This window comes from Bacillus pumilus, from assembly GCF_900186955.1.
Lineage (GTDB): Bacteria > Bacillota > Bacilli > Bacillales > Bacillaceae > Bacillus > Bacillus pumilus.
In genome coordinates this window covers 1724393-1741141 of the sequence record NZ_LT906438.1, presented here as the reverse complement: position 1 = coordinate 1741141, position 16749 = coordinate 1724393, and the positions used below count along the sequence as shown (strand labels likewise).

The following is a 16749-nucleotide window of genomic DNA, read 5'->3' as shown; positions in this document are numbered from 1 at the left end:
TCAGCGGCTATTTAATACCTCTGCGATATGCATCACTTGAATGGGCTTATCAAGACGATTCAGCCTCCCGCCAATATTCAGCAGGCAGCCGCAGTCAGCACCAATGATGTATTCAGCGTGTGTCTCCTCTATGCTTTGGACTTTCTCATCGACCATTTGCTCAGAAATAGGAGTCATTTTTACTGAAAAGGTTCCTCCAAATCCGCAGCAATTTTCGGCGCGCGGCAATGGTGTCATCGTCAAATCTTTGACATTTGACAACAGTGTGAAAGGGGCTTCCTTAATTCGCAGCAGTCTCGTCATATGACAGGATGTGTGATAGGTTGCGTTTCCTTTCAGGCTCGCTCCGACATCTGTGACATGTAATATATCAACAATAAACTCGGTTAATTCATATGTTTTCTCAGCAAGTGCCTTAGCTTTTGCTGACCACACTGGGTCTTCTTTTAAAAGATGAGGATACTCTAAAAACATCGCCTTACAAGAACCTGACGGCGTCACGACATATTCAGCTGATTCAAAGGCTTTGATCATGTTTTTTGCTGCTTTAATGGTTTCTTTTGTATAGCCGCTGTTAAAGGCTGGCTGCCCGCAGCACACTTGTGCCTCTGGAAATTCCACTTCTACACCGAGCCTTTCTAATACTTCCACTGTGGCCTTTCCTACATTTGGCTGCATGGTGTCAATTAAACAAGTAACGAATAAATGGACTTTCATCGGCGAACTTCCCTTCTTTGCTGCAATTTGATTCATCAATTTGGTCATCTGATGACGAAATAACAGGCCTTATTTTCATTTTAACCCCAAATTTCTGAAATTTCAACGAAGTGATTTGTCTAAATTCGGACTTATGGCTCGTGTAGCTTGAATGAAAAAAAACGCCCTTTTGATAGGACGTTTGAGAAAATTTATTTTGAAATCATTTCACGAATTTTTTCGTCGATAGGAGTGAGATGGCCTAATTTTTCTTTATGTTCTCAATTCTTTTTTCGAAAGAGGGATGACTTTCACGCCATTCAGACTTTTTTCCATAATCTCCATCTTCTTCTTCAATAAGGCTGCTTAATTTAATCAAAGTATTGAGATACAGTGTTTTATTCCCAAGGTGGAAAACAGCAAAGTTATCAGCCTGAATCTCAAATAACCGGCTGATTTTCTTTGGCAGCCATTCCGTAATGAAAATCATGAGGATTATTCCTACTGGGAAAATAAGAACATATTGCCACCACCCGTTAGCAAGCATAACCTGTCTGGCATAGTACATACTGATACCCATAAGTAATGTTACGATCAAAGTTAGGTACATGGTATAATGTGCGTGTTTTAACTTCGCATGTCCCATTTCATGATATAAGATAGCACGAATTTCCTCTTTATCAAACTTTTCTAACAACCCTTCTGTCACATACACATCAACTCTTCTTGTAAATGGAAGTTTAAATGAATATATCCAGGCATTCACATCCTGTTTTGAGTCTTTTTTCACCCAAATATTCACCTTTTGGTTTGTCTTATACTCAATATCCTTGCGAATATACATGAATGCTTCTGTATTTAAAACTTCATATTTGTTTATTATTTTTTGAATGATTGAGTAACCAATAATAAATAATATGATTAGGGCGAAGTACCAACCACAGAATAGAAAAAGGTTATCCATGATCTTCGCTTGAAATGACAAAGGAAGTAATAAATAAGATCCGAAATATAACAAGGATAATGTGGCAGCACCAAACAAAACGACTTGCTCCCTAACATTCATTAAAAACGAATTTCCTGACGCACCTTCATTCTCTTCTAAACCTTCAGGCGTATCTTTTGTAGTATACTCAAATGAATAAGCTGTCAATAAGACTGACAGGAAACTAGGTACAAGTATAGAGAGAATGATGCTTAATACATAAGAGCCTGTTATTGATAGCGCATATCCCATTAAGAAAAAATAATTTAATCCCAAGGGAAGAAAAATGGCTAGAACAAAGGGAATAAATAATGTGAATAGGTTTTTCATAGATTCATGAAGATTAAAAAATAAAAATAACATAGATGGAAAAAGAATTCCTATTAAGGTAATTAATATAATATATGTGGTATTATGCTTAAAACCTGTTTTGACCTTAGTAGTTTCTGTTAGATTCGTTAGATTGTATTTAGAGAAAAAAGGATTTTGCGATACCTGTTCCATCTTAATTTTATCATCATGAATAAGTACAAAACCTCTTCTTAGAAAAACCATTGCTTTTTCTTTCATTAATTTGTTAGTTTCAATCGTGCTAACTCTATTCCTAGATGAAATCTCCGTGAAATTTACTTGCTTTCCCCCCAATTGAAAGGCTGCTTCTGAACGATCTTTGGAGTCATCATCTTGATAGGTTAATAAAAAATCACCCTGATAAAGAGAATGGGAGATTAATACTTTTGGATTGTTATCTTTGTTCGAATCAAGTAGAACAAAAGGAGAAACAACTGCTGAACGGATACCAACTTCAATCAAAATGACTATTATTGTTATAATGCTTGCAATAAGATAAGAAAGTGAGGCTTTTCGTAACATTTCGTCACATCCTGCTTATGTAGATTTTAAAAGGTTGCATATGTTAAGAAAGAGTAATAACCATTATATACGTCCATTATTCAGAAGAACTAATTGAAAATCTAACCTTTATTATTAGCTTCCCTATGCTAGATTAAGCAGGAAGAATAAACAAATAATAAGCCTAAATTCCATTTTAGTCCCAACTTCCTGCAATTTCAATGAAGTGCTCGTGTAGCTTGAATGAAAAAAACGCCCTTTTGATAGGACGTTTGAGAAAATTTATTTTGAAATCATTTCACGAATTTTTTCGTCGATAGGTGTTAACGGCCGTCCTAATAAGGTTTCGAAATCATGGCTTTCAACGGCTAAGGCACCATCGCGAATTCCGCTTTGAATGGCTTTGACAAATGGCACAGCTTCTTTTGGTACACCATTAGAAGCTAAAAATTCCCCAAATGTGTCGACATCAATTTGCTCCACTTTAATCTCTTTTCCGCTCACCTCACTGACAATGTGAGCAAGTTCAGTGTGTGTCCGAAGAGGGCCTGACAGTTCATATATCTCCTTGTCATGTTTAGAAAGTGTTAACGCATTTGCGGCCGCTTCTGCGTAGTCATTTCTTGTTGCCCAGCCAACCTTGCCATCACCAATTGGACTTAAAAATGGTGCGCCGCTAACGGCTGCTAGTATCGTATCTTTTTCATTTTCTACATACCAGTTGTTTCTTAGAAACACATGAGGAATGCCAGAGGCCACAATGGCTTCTTCAGTTTTTGCGTGGTCGTGTGCAAGGACAAGCTGACTCTCTCTTGCATTCACAACGCTTGTATAAGCAATAAAGGATACACTGGCTGCTTTCGCCGCTTGGATGGCAGCCGTATGCTGCTGCACGCGGTCACCATCCGCAGTTGAAATGATCAAAAGGCGGTCAATGCCTTGAAAGGCTGCCTTAAGGGTGTCTGGCTGAGTAAAGTCTCCGCGGCGTACATCCACCCCGGCTTCCTTTAAATGTGCTGCTTTTTGCGGATCTCGAACACTCACCGCAATTTGTTCAGCTGGTACCTTTTTAAGTAAATGCTGGACGACGAGCGATCCAAGCTGTCCTGTTGCGCCTGTTACTAATAACTTCATAATGTTTGACCTCCTCATTTTGTGATTCACGGTGATGTGCATACGTTATAATCAAAATGGTTACAACAAAAGTGTAAAAAAAGCTCCAATGTATGAGCTTTTTTATTCCGCCTCTGTCAATAATTGCTGAATTGTCACTTGCTTTAGGTGATTCTCAAGCGCTGATTGAGCTTCTTTTAGTTCACTTCTCAGTCTTGTATCCATCGCTTGACCAATCGGACATGCGATGACTGGCTGATGGAAGTTAAACAATTCTTCATCCTCGCTTACATCGACAGCACGGTACACATCTAACAGCGTGATTTCCTCTGCCGGCCTTTTTAAGTAAGCACCACCTACTCCGCGGCGTATCTCAATGAGACCTGCCCGTTTGAGCATTGCCATCATTTTTCGAACAATGGCTGGATTTGAATTCACACTTTCTGCAATAAAATTCCCTGTACACTCTTTTTGAACACCTGCAATAAATGACAAAATATGAACAGCAATCGGATACCTGTTGCTAATTTGTTTCACAATCTTTCACCACCGTTGTAATCAATATAGTTACAATGAGTGGTTTTGTCAATCAATAAACGGATTTTTCTTTCGATCCCAGTCCTCATATGTCATGATACCGTAGTCTTCTTCTGTATCAAGCTCAAGCGGGGCAATGCATTCAAGCAGATTTCCATCTGGGTCAAGAAAATAGATCGCTGCATGAAATTGCGGCGGATTATCGAGAACTAAAGGCTGCTTCTCTTCTGAAAAGCCAAACATTGGGTGAATGCTGATGCCTTTTTCAACCAGCCAAGCCTTGATTTGTTCGATACTAGACGTTGTAATTTGAAAAGCAACGTGCCGTGTCGAGGGATGATATGGGAAGTCATTGATATCTACTTTCCACAAGCCAAGCCAGCTCTTCCCTTTCTCAATCCATAAAAAAGCAACTCGTTCATTTGCGTGAGCAAGTGTCAATTCCAACTTTTCATAAAACGCAATAGATGTCTTTAAGTCACTCACAGGTAAATGGGCTTCATACAAACCTTTTATCATCATCAAAATCACTCCTTTTCTACCTTCTATTCTGCGGGAATTGATGAGATTCTGCCTCAGCAAAACGATGTATTTTATCCCCTTCATTGGTTTGAGAAGAATGATATGTTTGATCGATTACATATGGGGGAAGTTGTTCAAATAAAAGAAAGGAGCGCTTTATATGCCTTGGACGATGAATGATTATCCTGCTTCATTTAAATCATTAGACAACGTCATTCGAAAAAAAGCGCTTGAGATTGCGAACAAAATGATGCAGGAAGGCTATGACGAAAGTAGAGCCATCCCAATTGCAATCAGTCAAGCGAAAGAATGGAAAAAGAACGCAACGGAGAAAGAGATCGAGAATGTCTCAGCTCATGGTTCTGTCACGCCATCTAAAGACAGCAGCTCCGCAAGACCAGAGCTTTTGGATCATGCGCAGCATGTCGTCAAACACGAAGAAGGCTGGGCGGTTCAAACAGAGAAAGCAAAACGAGCAAGTGAGGTCAAAGAAACGAAACAAGAAGCCATCGACCGGGCAAGTGAGATTGCATCTAATAAAGGGACTTCTGTTGTTATCCATAGAAAAGATGGGAACATTCAGGATGTGTTAAAACCGCAGTAAGACCGCTCAAAAGCGGTCTTATTTTATGCATTCTTTTCTTTTTTCGCTGGTGCTTTTCTTTTTTTAGGTGCTGCCTTTTTCGCTTTGGCTGGTTTTGATCGGTCGATTGAAGCCTGTAGAGCTGCCATTAAATCGGTCACATTGGATGCAGGATCTTTTTTGCCTGTCGTTTCTGGCTGAACTGTATGTTCTCCAGATATTTTATCTCCAATTAAATTCATCAGCTGTTCTCTGTATTCATCCTGATAGGCAGCTGGATCGAAAGTTGTGGTTAATTGCTCGATTAAAAGAAGCGCTGTATCTAACTCCTTTTTTACAATGTTTTCTTCTTGGGGGATATTCGGTACATCTGATACCTGTCTAATTTCATCAGGGAAATGAATGGTTTCCATCAGTAAAATATGTTCATAGCATCTAACGATTGCTAATTGCTCCTTTGAGCGGATCATAATCTTTGCGACACCAATTTTCCCCGATTCCTCTAAAGCTTTTCTTAATAATGAATAAGCCTTCGCTCCGCCGGTATCTGGTGATAAAAAGTAACTTCTTTCATAATAGATTGGATCAATCTCTTCTATCTTCACAAAATCAATGATTTCAACGGCTTTTTCTTCATTTTCTTTTCGCAGCTTTTCAAGCTCTTCCTCGTCTAATTCAATGAATTTATTTTTCGCATACTCGTACGCTTTGACGATTTGTTCTGGTGCCACCTCTTCACCGCAGTTGGCACAAACCTTTTTATAGTTAATGGGCGTGTGACACTCTTTATGCAGCTGTCTTAATTTAATATCTTTGTTCTCTGTAGCGGTAAACAGCTTCACTGGAATATTGACTAGTCCAAAGCTAATGCCGCCTTTCCAAACTGTATGCATCGCGTCGCCTCCGTTCTTTTCTCCTTACTATGCAATGTTTTCGTTAGACTTATGTATGTGAATGAAAATTTCATCCCACTCTAAGAACACATCATATGAGGAAGTGACATGCACAAATGAAACCTATGCGATTAACGGCTGCACATGATGTTCCTACCGGTGCAGACTGGGTGTATGAATTAAAATATGACGGCTTTCGAGTCATTCTGACGTGGGATCAAAACGAGATTCATTTAGAAAGCAGAGCCGGAAAACGATTAAATGAACAGTTTCCTGAGGTGATTGAACAGTGCGAAAAATTAAGGGATCAGTTTGCTCTTTTTTTACCTCTGACGTTTGACGGGGAATTGGTCTTTTTACTGGATGAACAGCAAAGCGATTTTGCGAGGGTTCAGCAAAGAGGCAGGCTGAAAAACAAAGAGGCGATTAAGCAACAGGCTGAGCGGTTTCCATGTCATTTGATCGCATTTGATCTATTAAGATGCAAAGGGCAATCTCTAATTGATTTACCGTTGATAGAAAGGAAAAAACAGTTACAGCAAGTTTTCCAAGCAGCAAAACTTCCGCCATCTGTACAGCTTGAACACCCTTCCCTTCTTCAACTCATTCATACAGACACAAATCCTGAAAATATGAAAAAGCTGATGACGACGTATTTAGCAGAAGGACTCGTTGCGAAAAAAGGAACGAGTAAATGGCACGACAATACCCGGTCAAAAGAATGGTTGAAAGTCAAAAACTGGCGATATGTCTCTGTCATAGTGACTCATTTTGATAAAGAAAATGGCTACTTTCAAGGCTGTATTTATCAAGATCATCAACTCACTGAGGTTGTCCAATTCAAGCATGGATTTTCTAAAGAAGAAGAACAAACGCTTCGTACGCTCTTTCAAACAAAAGGCAAGCAGGCAGGGGCATCAGGATATGAAATCCCACCTTCTATCGTCGCGAGCATTGCTTGTATCTCCTTTGATGGATCCGCCTTAAGAGAGCCGCGTTTTTCTTCCTTTTTACTAGATACTGATCCAGCGACGTGTACGTTTCAGCAAATGCTCAAACAGCTGTATCCGCTCCCTGCTGTGATTGACATCACTCATCCCGAAAAACCGATTGTGCCAGCTCTTCATCTGAACAAGGCAGATTACTTACTTTATTTGAGACAAGCAGCTCCCTATCTCTTGCCCTTTTTACGTGAAAGACGGCTGACTTTAATTCGGTTTCCTCATGGCGCCGGGGATGAATTCTTTTATCAAAAGTCGACACCTGATTATGCGCCAGATTATGTGTTGACCGATCAAGCTGATGATATTGCTTACACGGTCTGTAATGACCCTCAGACGCTTCTTTGGCTTGGCAACCAGCTTGCAATGGAATTTCATATTCCTTTTGAAACAAGGGATACGAACCGGCCGGTCGAAATCGTCTTTGATTTAGACCCGCCGTCTGTTAACGAGTTTCATCTAGCCATAGAAGCTGCCAAGCGAATCAAAACGCTTTTAGACGGCCTCTTTCTCACAGCCTTTATTAAAACAAGCGGTGGTAAAGGACTACAAGTGTATATTCCATTAAAGAAAAATGCCTTCACATACGAAGAAACGAGAACATTTACCGCGTTTATATGCCAATTTTTATGTGAACAAGCCCCTGAGCTATTTACTCTGGAACGTCTTAAGAAAAAACGCGGCAATCGCTTGTATTTAGACTATATTCAGCACGATGCTGGAAAAACAATCATTGCGCCCTATTCACCAAGAGGAAATGAGCTTGGACTTGTAGCGACACCGCTTGAATGGGACGAACTTCATCAAGATGGACTTCATCCTTCTTTGTTTACCATGCCAGCTGTGATAGAGCGTCTAAAGGAAAAAGGCGATCCATTCCGACGCATGAGGCACCTTGCAAATGATGACACTTTCAGACAAGTTTTGCACCGGCTTGAGGACATTATCCCGGCACATAAGATGGACATACGCGGTCATTAAGCGTTACACTTACCATTAGAGAGTAAGAAAGGGATGACCATTTTGACCGCACATTCATTTCGAAATATAGCACTTATTTTCTTGTGCCTTGCAGCAGGTATTGTGGATGTGATTGGCTATTTGAGCTTAGGGCATGTATTTACAGCCAATATGACAGGTAATATTGTGCTACTTGGCATTGCAGCAGGAAGCTCCTTGCAGCTTACTGCCCTTCATTCCATCACCGCACTGAGTGGATTTGTTTTAGGGGTTTTACTTGCTGTTGTGATAGGCGGAAATCATGAGAAAACGTTTTGGCCAAAAGCCGTTACACGTATCTTTATCATAGAAGTCCTGATACTGCTTCTATTTGCTCTCATGACCATTTTCCCTTATACACAAGGTGCTTATTTTATGCTCATTATCCTTTTAAGCATGGCCATGGGCCTGCAGACAGCGGCCGCCCGCAAATTAAATGTGGCTGGCATTTCCACAACGGTTCTAACGAATACACTCGCCAACCTATTTGAGGATTTGGCTCAGCGCATTTCACATCGGGAAAAAAGAACAGCTCCCATTCAGCCTGTCAGTTTCATGCGAATAGGCTCTATTGTCTTTTACTGCCTAGGTGCTGCATTAGCGGCATACACAGATGCATTCGATCCGTTTATCATCATTTGGCTGCCTATCTCTATCCTAGGGGTCATTGTGATCACTGCTGCATTCAAGCACTTTCATCAATTGAAATAGCCATCTTTCGATTGGCTATTTCAATCTCTGTAATGAAACCACTAATAACTTCTTACATAAAAACCAGGAGGACGCCCCATAATGAACGTGGAGCCGTACGGGTATCCAGAAAATGTCCCAAATCCTCCGTATCCAGGGAAACCGCCTAGACCAGAGTACACACCTGGGCTCACATAATACCCGCCAAAGCCGATATGAGGGCCCACTGCTCCTCCGCTAAAACCGCCTCCGTGAAATCCTCCATACACCCGTGGATCCATACAATCACCTACCTTCTAGATACACTTGATCTCATCATATGCATGACAAACGGAGCGGTGTTCACACTTTTTCTTTCAATTCTATGTACAATAGACCAATCTGATAAAATTTGAATGAAAAGTCCTGCAAAAAATTAAATTAAGCAAAGAAAGGTGACCTTTTTAACTTGTTGCTCTGCCCTATGTTTATTTAGAATAATGAGGCAGGTAACAAATTTGCACACCCCCTTTGTTGCGAATTCTTCTTATTAAACGTTCTTGTAGCGTTTAATAAGAAGAGCCTATTAAAAAACAAAAAACCCTTGCTGACGATGATCAACAAGGGCAAGAGATAAATGGTGGATTAACCACCAATGATTTTTTCTGCTACTTCGAAAGAACCCGCAACGTTTTGAGTCAGAACTGACGCAGCGATCGCTAAACCTACAACGAATAATACTTTTAAACCTGTTTTCATCTTAAATCAACCCCATTCTTTTCATATGTAAATCCGCTTCTAAACTTTTGTTCAAATAAAAAACAGACTGCTCATAAAGTGCTTGCTTTTCACAATACTTAGCCGCAAAATGTGAAAGCTCTTTTACTTCATGATATTCATTCTTCTCTTCTAACTTTCTTAATTTCTCATCAATTTGTTGAAATCTTTGTGGTGCATTCGTTAAGTAAAGGTCATGGACGATGCCTATTTTCAGCTGAAACACTTCATGAGAAGCATCTTTTATTCTCGCATACGCAGCCTCTATATAGTGGCTTGCACGCTGCTTTTCACCAATCACACAGAGTTCCCGGCTCATCAGATACGTAGAATGGAAAAAGAAATCCGACTCGTAATATTCTTGATGGGACAATGCTTTTTCAAGATGACGTATTGATTCTTTCGGTTTATTCCAAAATGAATATAAAATGGCCACATTGTGATGAAGCTGAGCCAGCATAAAATCATCCTGCTCGCTTGTCAAAACGTCTTCCGCCAGACGATAATTTTCAAGCGCCTCTTCATACCGGCCGATCTCTGTTTGATTCGCCGCTATGAGGGAATATGAAAGTGCCGTTCTTCTTTCATAATGCTTGTGCCGTTTATAAACGTGAAGGGCTCTCCTGATATAGCTTAATGAGAGCATGATATGACTAAGCCGGTAGTAAAGCCAGGCCACCTTAAAATCAAAATCAGCACGTTCGATCTCACTTGGAATTTTATCTAAGAGCTTTTCAGCACTTTGATACATTTGCAATGCAACCTCGTAATTCCCTTGATGCTGTTCATACACACCTTCATAAAAATCAAAATAGTAGGCAAGGCGGTTAGATAAGTCATCCTCTTTTTTCCCGTGAAGACCTTCCATACTTTTCGTTGAAACACTGCCCTTTTGACCTCTTAAATTGTACATGAGAATGTGATGCCTCTTCTCAAGAAGAGAATAGTACATAAGGATGTCCGCATCATCAATTTCCTCTACTGCTTGTTTCGCTTTAGCAAATAGCCGTTCTGCCTCATCTGCATGATCTTTTTTAATTTCCATGTTCCAGTCATTTAATAATGATGCCAATTCCGCAACAGGAATCTTGCTCATTCTACACCCCCAATCACCTTCAGCTGCATCACATGATTTCACTAAATATGGAACTTCTATTAGCAATTGCTAATTAGTCCATTCGAGATCATTTTAATATGAATCACTTAAATCTTCAATAACCGTTTCCTTTGAAAAAGCTTTTCTTTTTTCTAATCAATGATGTTTGCGTAAAAATTCCGCCTTTTTTCGGTTTTAAAATAAACAATCATCTCGGGATGAAATGAAAAAAGCCCTTTTTGCTTTTTGTACTTATTCCAATCGTATGATGGTAAGTGCCGCTCCAACAGAACCTCCCCCAAGTAACACCACTGTTGCGACTAAACCGAAAATTTGGAGAGAAATTTGGTTACCTGCTGCAAGTGTTGTAATGAGTGATACGTTGTAGGTAGATGCCGATAAAGCGGGTGTTAATATAGAACCAGGAATGGCAGATCCGCTGTTAACCAGCCTTGTTCCAGCAAGCAGCGCTGCATTTGTGTTCACTTGATAAGTGATGAAATAGCGACCCGAGACTGGCACTGTAAAAATCGTATTTCCACCACTTGCCGTAAAACCATCTAAACTCTGATTATTAGGCAAAGAAACCGCTGTCCCGCCTAGGACAACAAGCACTGGAGGCGTACATTGAGTTAGCGGTTACAATTGTGCAGGATCGGTTATTCCTGTTGGACACTTCTATCAAAGAACACCCATGAGTAGAAAGATTCCGCATCTTTCCTGATGAGCAATAAAGGAGAACTTATTGGACATTTGTGAGTAAAGCTTTTCATTTTTTGTTTGAATATTGATCTCTTTCAGTTTACTCATCAACAGGTTTGTCACTTTCCATCAGCCCAATTCAATGCTGTATACAAACACAAACCATATGGTCTTTTATCATATGTGCCTATGACTATTTTGTGCGATTCGTCTAAAGATCAGTAAACTTATTATCAGCGCAGCTTTTCATTTATCCAGTTTCTTTATATAATATGATCAATAACTTCCGCGCCTCAGTAGCTCTAGAAGGGAAGAGCGCCGTAAAACAAATTGTAGCTAGCGGGTCGCAAGGCAAGGGTTTCAGAAGCACCGAAAAGCAAATGAGCTGAGACAGGTGAAACTCCTGTCGGTGAAATTCCGTAGGGAAGCGTGTTGCCCCCTAGCCTATGCTTACGAAAGGAGTGCGGGTTCGAATCCCGTCTGAGGCTTATGAGGTCGATGAAATTGGAGGATAAAACATCATGCATGTGTTTGAAGAATATGTAGGCAATATTGGTAATCCAGAGCTGAAGCAGCGCACGCAAGACATTTTACAATGGATATTAGACACATTCCCTCAATTAGAGCCAAAAATTGCTTGGAATCAGCCCATGTTCACAGACCATGGCACATTTATTATTGGGTTTAGCGTGGCAAAACATCACATTTCAGTCGCACCAGAAGGAAAAGGAATTGATCACTTTTCAGCTGACATTGTACAAGCGGGTTACGACCATGGAAAAAAGATGTTTCGCATGAAGGAAAGCTTGCCAGTTGATTATCCTCTCCTAAAGAAAATCATCGAATTTAATATCGAAGACAAAGCGGATTGTTCAACGTTTTGGCGAAAATAAAAAGTACCCCGATCTGATCAATAAACAGATCGGGGGGATTTTGGTGCAACATGTTATTTTGTTCTCTTCCTTACAATTTTCTGCTCAAGCCACTCATAACATGACAAAATGGCATTCACGCTCCTTTGGCATATCGGCAAATAGACAACAGCGACCGCTGTTAAACTCGCTATGACAGCACCTGCTAAGACATCAAATGGATAATGGACACCTACCCAAATCCTTGAAAAACCAACAGCGCACGCTATGATCAGCCAATAAACATGGCGTTTGTGAAAAAGCCAAAAGATCAGACATATAGAAAAAATAAAGATGGTATGATCACTCGGAAAAGAGTTATTCACTTCCTTTTGAATCAAAAGATTGACATGACTCATTTCGGCAAAGGGCTGCTGGTTGGAATAAAAAATTCCTGCAATTTTCCCCATTAACTCTGCCAATATGAAAGTAAGTCCGGCAGATACAACCATCCCCCTATTGGTTCTACTTCGATTTTGAAACCATATGAACAGACACGTGAGCGCTGCTAACAGCACAGTATATTCAGCTAGTCCAATGAATATCGGATTCAAATAACCATGATCGATACTGAGCTGATTCACCCACCTAAATAAATCTTCATTATATCCCTGCATCTCATTTCATTCCTTTTTCCTCGATTTATGACAAGGATAATTGAAATAAGATGACTCTTCCATCGATTGAACGAACAAACCATGGAACCATATGACATGTTTGTCACTTTGCTGTCACTGACATCATTTACTTACTGCTCTATAGAGAGTGACGCTGCTCCCATTCCTTTTTTAGTAAAGCATATTGGTACGTGTTTTCATATTTAGGGGTGCCATCCTCATATGTAGTAAATGAAATAAACTCAAGAAAAAGGCCTTCTCTCCGCATGCCTAAACGCTCACATAATGCCTGCGAACGGACATTATCATCTTCTACATAGGCATAAAGCCGCCTTGCTCCCTTTTCTACAAATAAATAGGACAAAAATGCTTCAGCACTCTCTCGTGCATACCCCTTCCCTTCATATGCTTCATTGAAATTCCAGCCGATTGAATACGTATCAGGCTCCTCTTTTAAATGAAACAACTCACCAATAATCTGCCCACTTTCTTTCAAACAAACCGCTACATATGAATGGTCTTTTTTTCTCTTTTGCACTATAGCCAAAGCTTCTTCTAATGAAGAAATTCGATCAGCGAGAAAACAATTTACTCTTGGATTAGACAAATACTCAAGCATCCCTGCCGCATCTTCATTGCAAAACGGTCTAAGAATTAAACGATTCGTTTCTAATGGATTCATAAATAACTCCTCTTTGCATCATTTCGTATTTTCTAGTCTCTCCATATTTTAGATGACATGAGCAAGCTTTGACAATCAAGTTGTTGTAAACTGTCTTCAATAAATGAAACTCATAAAAAGCATTTTGCTATTAAATCATTTGATTAAAACTGATAAAATAGAACATAAGTTTCTATTTTATTAAAAAGGGGTTACACGATATGATCAAAACAGTGGATGGCAACATTTTAGAGGCAAGTGAAGACATCATCTGTCACCAGGTGAACTGTAAAGGGGTCATGGGTGCTGGATTAGCCAAACAAATCAAAAGCAAATATCCCAATGTGCACAAAGAGTATAAACAATTATGTACAGAACATGGAGATGACTTGTTAAGCTCCGTTCAACTCATCAAAACAACTGACGGAAAAACTATTGCCAACTTATTTGCCCAAGCTGGGTATGGAAGAACAAGAAAGCAAACCGACTACGATGCTTTACGCAGCTGCTTTCAACACCTAAAGGATACAGTGACACAATCACCTGAAGAGAAAAACCAAACGTCCATCGCCATTCCATACGGGATTGGCTGCGGATTGGCTGGCGGCGATTGGACGATTGTTGAAGAGATGATGGAAGAAGTACTGGGTGATTGTGAAGTGACGGTTTATCGGTTTAGATAAGTGAATTGAGGTATTTATATTATGAAATATATAAAATTCAGGCATACAAAAACCCTCCTTGATTAGGAGGGTAATGCGTGTTAGTTGTTGTCTTTATTTTTTAAATAATTTAATACAGCTTCTTTATCTTCCTCATCGTCGGGTAAAAATCCGAAATTTTCATATTCCCAAACTGCTATTCTTTGTACATTGTCAATTCCTAAAGAATAAACATCTTCGTATCCAAAATCAATAGTGAATTTCCCTGAAACATCTAATTGGAGAGTAGCTGTTGTCCAAGCACCTAAATCATTTTGTATATATGTCTTTTTCAACTCTTCAAAAATTTCACTAAGTTCGTATAATAAGTGGATGTATGTTGACTTACTTACATTATATTTATGAGGAATTTGATGTCCATTTACATATTCTTTTTCATTTTGCTCATTAAAATAAAACACTATCTCAGCCGAATCATCAAGTATTTCTGCATACATCCAAACTTTATCCCAATCACATGGTATTAATTCATTAATTGATTCTGCTATTTTTTTATAGTTTATTTCTAATTCTTCCATTGAGTTTTAACCTCCAGGTTGATTCTTAATAAATGCTTGAGAATAACGTTCTCCAATTTTATACTCCACAGAGAAACTAACCGTCGTAATGAATCTCCTTTATAGATAGGTTCAATGCTCACTGCTACTTGTTTAGGTGGGTTTGAATTTAAAGCTTTCAACCACCGTTGCTCCATAGTGTACCATTTCCCACCACTACGATTAATCTGTGAATTCATCGGAAGCAGGTTATCAATATCACCTGAACCTTTAAAAATAGACGCAATTAAATGCCCACCATCATCATCCAGTAATCGATCTGGCTTACCTGAATTAGATTGGGCGTATTGGTTTCTTTTGACCTCTCCGTATTTTAAATCACTTGCTTCAACTTTGACAATACGTCCGTAGTGATCGGTTGTGTAGGTGTACCCTTGCTTTGTTGAATAAACAACATTTGGTTTTAATACTTTTTTACGTTTCCACCTTACATAGTGATCTCCGTAACTGACAACGGTTGGCGGTGATTTGGGTGCTGGTAATCGTCTACCTGTCTTAGAGATTCCGTAGCCTGAATTGTTGTCGAGACGCTTTGCCATGGAGAGGAGTTTATTTTTAAGATTTTCCCCGTCAAAAACGTTATACGGTAGCTTCGGTCCACCAGCCATTTGAAACTTTGGTGAGTACGGCAATAGATTCGGAATAGAGACTCTGTCTATTGATTTTGCTCCTTGTTCAAGCCCTTTCTTCACCGTTGTTTTGGCCGCCGTTGGCCCCGTTTTTGTGATGGCTCCTGTCCCTTTAGAACCAAAGACAATTTCTGCTAGTGAACCAGTTGCATAGGCGAACCAGTCTGAACGAGAATACGCATCACCATCTATGACTTCTTTTTGGAATGAGTCTGAAATCGATTTTCCAATCGCTTTCGATGTTTCAATTGGATGAGAAACAGCCGTAATGACTGATTCTACGGCACCACCAGGATCTGTTACGAGATCGTAAATGCCAACTACTGTATCTTTGGCCACATCATATAGACCAACTGCAGCACCTTTTACACTGTCAACGAATACCTCTGATGCTTCTTCCTCGCTTTGATTTGAAGCAGCTGGCTGTATACATTAATCAAAAATTGAAAAGTCAAAGGCTTGTTAACATTTATTGCATAAGCAATTGTTAATTCGAATTCTTCTGTTTGTCGTTCATCTATAATTGGTTTATCTATTTTTTTCGTTTCTGCTAAATCATGGTTAAGTTGTGCAACATGCTCAGGTAACATCATCGCAGTCCATTTTTTTCTAAGCATTTAATCATTCTTCTTGAAGGATTAAACAGCAACAGAATGTTCTTTATCAATGAGCTTTAAGAACTTTTGTTCGATGTAAATATTGGTATTAAAAAAACCCTCCAAATTATAGGAGGGCAATGTGTTAGTTGTTTTCTTCTTTGTTATTAATAAACTCCAACACAACTTCTCTATCTTCCTCATTTTCAGGGAGAATTCCCAAATTTTCATATTCCCAAATAGCCATTCGTTGATAGGTATTGTAATGGGAGTTCAATACATCATCATAATTAAAATCTATGACAAATTGATTCCTATTCTTAATCTTTAGTGTTAAATTTGTCCAAATTTCTTGATTGTTGATTTTAAATTCATCTCTCAGTTTTTTGAAAGAATCCTGTAAATTAATTAATAAGTCATCATATATATTTTCACTGACGTCAAATATATCAGGAATATCATGAGAATACATATATTTTTGTTGTTTGTTTGTATTAAAGAAAAAATAAACTTCTCGAGAGTCATTCAGAATTTCTGCATATAGCAAAACATTCTCCCAATCAACAGGTATTATATCATTTATTGTATTCAAAATTTCTTGATAAACTTCATTCGATGGTTCCATCTCCAT

The 16749-nt window shown here is 39.2% G+C and carries 20 protein-coding genes; 5 read left to right on the top strand and 15 right to left on the bottom strand.

All coding sequences use genetic code 11. The annotated features are described in order from the left end of the window. From CKW02_RS08755 to CKW02_RS08735, 5 genes are all read right to left on the bottom strand, one after another. Positions 1-717, bottom strand: a complete 717-nt coding sequence (locus CKW02_RS08755; RefSeq protein ID WP_003211416.1) for a (Fe-S)-binding protein — start codon at positions 715-717, stop codon at positions 1-3. A gap of 241 nt (positions 718-958) precedes the next feature. Continuing rightward, entirely contained in the window at positions 959-2554 is a 1596-nt protein-coding gene (locus tag CKW02_RS08750) for a M48 family metallopeptidase (protein WP_003211849.1), read from the bottom strand. Between the two features lie 261 nt (positions 2555-2815). After that, a complete protein-coding gene (locus tag CKW02_RS08745; RefSeq protein ID WP_003212029.1) occupies positions 2816-3667 on the bottom strand; it encodes an SDR family oxidoreductase in 852 nt (283 codons plus the stop codon). Between the two features lie 102 nt (positions 3668-3769). Then, on the bottom strand, positions 3770-4183 hold the full coding sequence (locus CKW02_RS08740; protein ID WP_003210897.1) for an Rrf2 family transcriptional regulator: 414 nt from the start codon (positions 4181-4183) through the stop codon (positions 3770-3772). A gap of 48 nt (positions 4184-4231) precedes the next feature. Next, on the bottom strand, positions 4232-4705 hold the full coding sequence (locus tag CKW02_RS08735) for a VOC family protein (protein WP_050782658.1): 474 nt from the start codon (positions 4703-4705) through the stop codon (positions 4232-4234). Positions 4706-4865: 160 nt separating this feature from the next. On the opposite strand from CKW02_RS08735, the gene CKW02_RS08730 reads away from it, so the two are divergent. Next, entirely contained in the window at positions 4866-5309 is a 444-nt protein-coding gene (locus CKW02_RS08730; RefSeq protein ID WP_003212041.1) for a DUF2188 domain-containing protein, read from the top strand. Between the two features lie 23 nt (positions 5310-5332). Here CKW02_RS08730 and ku read toward each other — a convergent pair whose 3' ends face one another. Continuing rightward, positions 5333-6181, bottom strand: coding sequence for a non-homologous end joining protein Ku (gene ku, locus CKW02_RS08725; protein WP_003211891.1), 849 nt, complete (start codon positions 6179-6181; stop codon positions 5333-5335). A gap of 116 nt (positions 6182-6297) precedes the next feature. Between ku and CKW02_RS08720 the strand changes: the two genes are divergently transcribed. Then, the gene (locus tag CKW02_RS08720) at positions 6298-8163 is read left to right on the top strand and encodes a DNA ligase D (protein ID WP_003212104.1); all 1866 of its coding nucleotides are present in this window, start codon (positions 6298-6300) and stop codon (positions 8161-8163) included. Positions 8164-8196: 33 nt separating this feature from the next. Further along, complete coding sequence (locus tag CKW02_RS08715) at positions 8197-8892, top strand: YoaK family protein (protein WP_003212221.1); 696 nt, start codon at positions 8197-8199, stop codon at positions 8890-8892. Positions 8893-8933: 41 nt separating this feature from the next. On the opposite strand, the gene CKW02_RS08710 is transcribed toward CKW02_RS08715, so the two are convergent. From CKW02_RS08710 to CKW02_RS08700, 3 genes are all read right to left on the bottom strand, one after another. Continuing rightward, positions 8934-9152, bottom strand: a complete 219-nt coding sequence (locus CKW02_RS08710) for a hypothetical protein (protein WP_003212476.1) — start codon at positions 9150-9152, stop codon at positions 8934-8936. Between the two features lie 458 nt (positions 9153-9610). Next, positions 9611-10723, bottom strand: coding sequence for a response regulator aspartate phosphatase (locus CKW02_RS08705; protein ID WP_003211476.1), 1113 nt, complete (start codon positions 10721-10723; stop codon positions 9611-9613). A gap of 252 nt (positions 10724-10975) precedes the next feature. Beyond that, on the bottom strand, positions 10976-11305 hold the full coding sequence (locus CKW02_RS08700; RefSeq protein WP_308218267.1) for a BclA C-terminal domain-containing protein: 330 nt from the start codon (positions 11303-11305) through the stop codon (positions 10976-10978). A gap of 641 nt (positions 11306-11946) precedes the next feature. On the opposite strand from CKW02_RS08700, the gene CKW02_RS08695 reads away from it, so the two are divergent. Continuing rightward, positions 11947-12318, top strand: coding sequence for an iron chaperone (locus CKW02_RS08695; RefSeq protein WP_003212353.1), 372 nt, complete (start codon positions 11947-11949; stop codon positions 12316-12318). 53 nt (positions 12319-12371) lie between these two features. On the opposite strand, the gene CKW02_RS08690 is transcribed toward CKW02_RS08695, so the two are convergent. After that, positions 12372-12953, bottom strand: a complete 582-nt coding sequence (locus CKW02_RS08690; RefSeq protein WP_003211959.1) for an undecaprenyl-diphosphatase — start codon at positions 12951-12953, stop codon at positions 12372-12374. A gap of 139 nt (positions 12954-13092) precedes the next feature. Then, the gene (locus tag CKW02_RS08685; protein ID WP_003212109.1) at positions 13093-13635 is read right to left on the bottom strand and encodes a GNAT family N-acetyltransferase; all 543 of its coding nucleotides are present in this window, start codon (positions 13633-13635) and stop codon (positions 13093-13095) included. 200 nt (positions 13636-13835) lie between these two features. Between CKW02_RS08685 and CKW02_RS08680 the strand changes: the two genes are divergently transcribed. Beyond that, entirely contained in the window at positions 13836-14297 is a 462-nt protein-coding gene (locus CKW02_RS08680; RefSeq protein WP_003211559.1) for a macro domain-containing protein, read from the top strand. Positions 14298-14377: 80 nt separating this feature from the next. Here the strand turns inward: CKW02_RS08680 and CKW02_RS08675 are convergent, their stop codons facing one another. From CKW02_RS08675 to CKW02_RS08660, 4 genes are all read right to left on the bottom strand, one after another. Next, a complete protein-coding gene (locus CKW02_RS08675; RefSeq protein WP_003211853.1) occupies positions 14378-14854 on the bottom strand; it encodes an immunity protein YezG family protein in 477 nt (158 codons plus the stop codon). Further along, positions 14842-15861, bottom strand: a complete 1020-nt coding sequence (locus tag CKW02_RS08670; RefSeq protein WP_231953224.1) for a DNA/RNA non-specific endonuclease — start codon at positions 15859-15861, stop codon at positions 14842-14844. The genes CKW02_RS08675 and CKW02_RS08670 overlap by 13 nt, the downstream gene beginning before the upstream one ends. 26 nt (positions 15862-15887) lie before the next feature. Then, positions 15888-16139, bottom strand: a complete 252-nt coding sequence (locus tag CKW02_RS08665) for a YolD-like family protein (RefSeq protein WP_003211253.1) — start codon at positions 16137-16139, stop codon at positions 15888-15890. A 124-nt stretch (positions 16140-16263) separates the two neighbouring features. After that, positions 16264-16749 carry an antitoxin YezG family protein gene (locus CKW02_RS08660; RefSeq protein ID WP_003212304.1) on the bottom strand — a complete coding sequence of 162 codons (486 nt, stop codon included), beginning with the start codon at positions 16747-16749 and terminating at the stop codon, positions 16264-16266.

Bases quoted from the DNA above. Each gene is read 5' to 3' on its own strand.
- CKW02_RS08695 (WP_003212353.1), top strand. From the start codon at position 11,947: ATGCATGTGTTTGAAGAATATGTAGGCAATATTGGTAATCCAGAGCTG.
- CKW02_RS08665 (WP_003211253.1), bottom strand. From the start codon at position 16,139: ATGCTTAGAAAAAAATGGACTGCGATGATGTTACCTGAGCATGTTGCA.
- CKW02_RS08675 (WP_003211853.1), bottom strand. From the start codon at position 14,854: ATGGAAGAATTAGAAATAAACTATAAAAAAATAGCAGAATCAATTAAT.
- CKW02_RS08750 (WP_003211849.1), bottom strand. From the start codon at position 2,554: ATGTTACGAAAAGCCTCACTTTCTTATCTTATTGCAAGCATTATAACA.
- CKW02_RS08680 (WP_003211559.1), top strand. From the start codon at position 13,836: ATGATCAAAACAGTGGATGGCAACATTTTAGAGGCAAGTGAAGACATC.
- CKW02_RS08690 (WP_003211959.1), bottom strand. From the start codon at position 12,953: ATGCAGGGATATAATGAAGATTTATTTAGGTGGGTGAATCAGCTCAGT.
- CKW02_RS08730 (WP_003212041.1), top strand. From the start codon at position 4,866: ATGCCTTGGACGATGAATGATTATCCTGCTTCATTTAAATCATTAGAC.
- CKW02_RS08735 (WP_050782658.1), bottom strand. From the start codon at position 4,705: ATGATGATAAAAGGTTTGTATGAAGCCCATTTACCTGTGAGTGACTTA.
- CKW02_RS08685 (WP_003212109.1), bottom strand. From the start codon at position 13,635: ATGAATCCATTAGAAACGAATCGTTTAATTCTTAGACCGTTTTGCAAT.
- CKW02_RS08705 (WP_003211476.1), bottom strand. From the start codon at position 10,723: ATGAGCAAGATTCCTGTTGCGGAATTGGCATCATTATTAAATGACTGG.
- CKW02_RS08710 (WP_003212476.1), bottom strand. From the start codon at position 9,152: ATGGATCCACGGGTGTATGGAGGATTTCACGGAGGCGGTTTTAGCGGA.
- CKW02_RS08720 (WP_003212104.1), top strand. From the start codon at position 6,298: ATGAAACCTATGCGATTAACGGCTGCACATGATGTTCCTACCGGTGCA.
- CKW02_RS08715 (WP_003212221.1), top strand. From the start codon at position 8,197: ATGACCATTTTGACCGCACATTCATTTCGAAATATAGCACTTATTTTC.
- CKW02_RS08745 (WP_003212029.1), bottom strand. From the start codon at position 3,667: ATGAAGTTATTAGTAACAGGCGCAACAGGACAGCTTGGATCGCTCGTC.
- CKW02_RS08660 (WP_003212304.1), bottom strand. From the start codon at position 16,749: ATGGAGATGGAACCATCGAATGAAGTTTATCAAGAAATTTTGAATACA.
- ku (WP_003211891.1), bottom strand. From the start codon at position 6,181: ATGCATACAGTTTGGAAAGGCGGCATTAGCTTTGGACTAGTCAATATT.
- CKW02_RS08755 (WP_003211416.1), bottom strand. From the start codon at position 717: ATGAAAGTCCATTTATTCGTTACTTGTTTAATTGACACCATGCAGCCA.